Raw genomic sequence first — 3,042 nt, 5'->3', positions numbered from 1 at the left:
TACGTGTCCACGATTTGCGGGCAACCCCAGATCCCACACGTCGCGACGGTGCTACAACCCCTGCCAAGCGGATCAATCGCAAAAAGGTGGCCCGCTTGATGCGGGCCCAGAACCTGTTCGGATTTCAGAAGAAGCGCAGGGTCAAGACCACTGTGCGCGACAAAGGCCGGCGCGTGTTCGCAGACTTGGTGAACCGTGACTTCACCGCCTGCGCTGCAAATCGTGTGCTTGTCGGCGATATTACGTATCTGCCGATCGCAGACGGAACGAACATGTACTTAGCAACAGCTATTGATTGTTTCTCCCGCAAACTTATCGGCTTTGCTATCGCAGATCACATGCGCACCGAACTGGTAGAAGAAGCCCTCGAAAACGCTTCCCACCTGCGAGGAGGTCTAGACGGTGCGATTTTCCACTCAGATCACGGAAGCGTGTACACCTCATCGCAGTTCCAGGCAACATGCAGGCGCTTGGGCGTTACCCAGTCGATGGGCGCGGTGGGAACCAGCGCGGATAATTCGCTCGCTGAGTCGTTCAGCGCGGCTTTAAAACGGGAGGTCCTCAAAGATACAAAGACCTTCGCCAATCAACTTATCTGCCGCAGAGACGTATTCCGGTGGTGCGTGCGCTACAACACGTGCCGTCGGCACACATGGTGCGGATACCAAACCCCCGATGAGTTCGAGTCCCAAGCCGCTTAAGGCCTGATAGGCTTACACCTACATTTTGTTCACCCCACGGTGTCTACTTTCCGGGGGTCGGGCTCCTTGAAACCGTCGCTCACCAGTCGCCCAGAGTTCTCTTTCTGGAAGTCCTGGATTTTGATTAGGTCTGGGAGCATTACGGTGTTTCAATCATTCCAACTGGACGGGGAGATGAGGTATATGTCGTCGAAAGTTATTTGGCTTAATCGTTCTATGGGGTAATCCTTATTTTAAGAGCATTACAGTGCAGAGTGGAACTATCAGGATTGAACTTCGTCGAGTTGAGATAGCAATGGTATTCCGCGAACCGCTGAGGTTAGCGTCATCATGGTGGCAATGAGCGCGAATGTTGAAATGAGTCCGAGTGTTGTTGAAGCTCCCCAGTGCTCAAATCCAAAGCCAGCGAGAAATGCTCCGAATGGCATGAGAAATATTCCAGGAATGGTAGAAGCTGTGGTTACTGCGCCCATTCGGTAGTCAGGGGTAATGGCGGCAGTAAAAGCCCCAATTGCAGTATTAAAAGACGCTAGGGGTAGACCCGCGATAAACAAAGCAATGATGGTGGCGACCGTATTGCTATGTAGTGTGGTAAGCACAATAAGGCTTATTGTGAAGGTAAGTAAAGCTATAGTGCCAAGTTTTCCTAGTGGTACAACCTCTGCTAGCTTGCTGGCCAAAAAAGAACCTACGATGACACCGGATCCAAAAGATGCTGAAATCAAACCGATAATGAATGCAGATTCTCCTGTAGCGCGGTATGAAAAAATCAGTACCAAGATAAAAGCTGACATTGGAATGTTGGCAACGGCTGCCACGAGAGTGATTGCGCGCAGCCCTGTGTGGCTAAATACAAAACGGAACCCATCAGTCGAGGACTTTAGAACAGAAACATTTGTGTCGTGTTCTTCGGGTAGCTGATTTGTTGACGCTGAATTAGGCTTTCGAGGAACGAGAGCGCAGGCGATGGCATGGAATGCTCCCTGGACAAAAAGAGCTAAGTGGGGGTTTAAACCGTAAAGAAGTCCGGCGCTCGGTCCGCCGAAAACTTCCGCAGTGGATTCACGTCCATGCGCGATAGCATTTGCTGTACCTAGATCGCTTGTAGGGACCATCTGCTTGATGAGACTTTGTTCGCTTGGTGCGTCGAATGCAGAGAGCGCGGAAGCGAGAACGATGCATAAAACTATGGGGAGTAACGGAAGATCACTAAAGGAGAGCATGAGAGCAATGCTGATCCAAATGATCGTTTGAGCGAGAGTAACTAGTTTTAGCACTACTGAGGGATGAAACTTATCTGTTAATGCACCGGCAAACAGGCTCAAAAGAATAAGCGAACCTGTTCCAAAAGCTGATACTGATCCTGCCAGTGTGGCGTTTTTGCTTATGTCAAAAATCAATAGTGGAACTATTACTGAAGCCATTGCATAACCAGTTTGGTTGAACGCCATTGTTCCGACTAAGCGGCGATAGCCAGGAATACTCATTAAGGTGGCCATTTCTTAGTCCTTTCATGAAGGCTAATGTTGGCAAGACGAGGGGAAATCAATGGAATATTGATTTGAATAGTCTGCAAGGTTTTGATGTAGAACTTTGCCCATAGATAAGTTGGTTCTTGAGACTAAGAACCTTAAGGCTTCGAGTGAAGCCAATGCACTGGCTATTGACACGATAGGTGCTATCGCAGCGTTAATTCCAAGAGGGGTTTCCTCGTAGAGTCCAGAAATATTATTCTGTTGCAGCCGTTGTTTTTCACTTTCTCGAAGGCATCGGTAGCACCCTGTCGTTCCGGGGACAAAAGTCGCGCAAACCGCCATCGGCCCGGCGTAGCTGCAGTCAATCCAGGGCTTTTTGGTGGCTATTGCGGCTTCTGATACCCAATATGCCGATTCGGGTGGGTTGTCGATTGCTCTTATAGCTAGATCTGCTTCCTTGAAAATGGGAATTAATTCCTCTACTCCTTCAATTTTTCGCTCGATCGTACGTACTGAGCAATCGCTATTTAACTCTCTAATCCTATTTTTGAGTTCATCAGTCTTTAATTTGCCGATAGATTTTTCCGAATAAGCAATTTGTCGATTCAGGTTGGACAACTCGACAGTGTCAAAATCAACGAGAGTTATTTTTCCTATTCCACTTGCGGCCATCTGTAACGCGATGCTAGATCCAATGCCTCCGGCCCCTAAAATACAAATGCTCGACGAGCAGATAATTTCTTGAGGAGCCCATCGATCAAATTTCCCAAATCCGCCTAGCCATGAGTAGAGCGCAGTACTGCGAGAAAAACGAGTCTGTTGTTCTGGGGTTAAGTGGCCCTTCCGGTTTTAGAGTGCGTTGATTT

At 48.7% G+C, this 3,042-nt stretch carries 2 protein-coding genes and 1 pseudogene; 1 reads left to right on the top strand and 2 read right to left on the bottom strand.

The window, feature by feature from the left end; genetic code table 11:
- A pseudogene (locus HMPREF2565_RS00655) lies at window positions 1–701 on the top strand (IS3 family transposase); the annotation flags it as partial.
- A gap of 263 nt (window positions 702–964) precedes the next feature.
- Here the strand turns inward: HMPREF2565_RS00655 and HMPREF2565_RS13260 are convergent.
- Both HMPREF2565_RS13260 and HMPREF2565_RS13255 read right to left on the bottom strand, forming a co-directional pair.
- Window positions 965–2,200: an MFS transporter gene (locus tag HMPREF2565_RS13260; RefSeq protein ID WP_080975087.1), complete on the bottom strand. Its 1,236-nt coding sequence runs from the start codon at window positions 2,198–2,200 to the stop codon at window positions 965–967.
- 21 nt (window positions 2,201–2,221) lie between these two features.
- Complete coding sequence (locus HMPREF2565_RS13255; RefSeq protein WP_256375065.1) at window positions 2,222–2,911, bottom strand: HesA/MoeB/ThiF family protein; 690 nt, start codon at window positions 2,909–2,911, stop codon at window positions 2,222–2,224.
- Between the last annotated feature and the right edge of the window lie 131 nt (window positions 2,912–3,042).

This window comes from Corynebacterium sp. HMSC072A04 (genome assembly GCF_001809235.1).
Taxonomy (GTDB): Bacteria; Actinomycetota; Actinomycetes; order Mycobacteriales; family Mycobacteriaceae; genus Corynebacterium; species Corynebacterium hiratae.
This window is presented reverse-complemented; position numbering and strand designations above follow the sequence as displayed.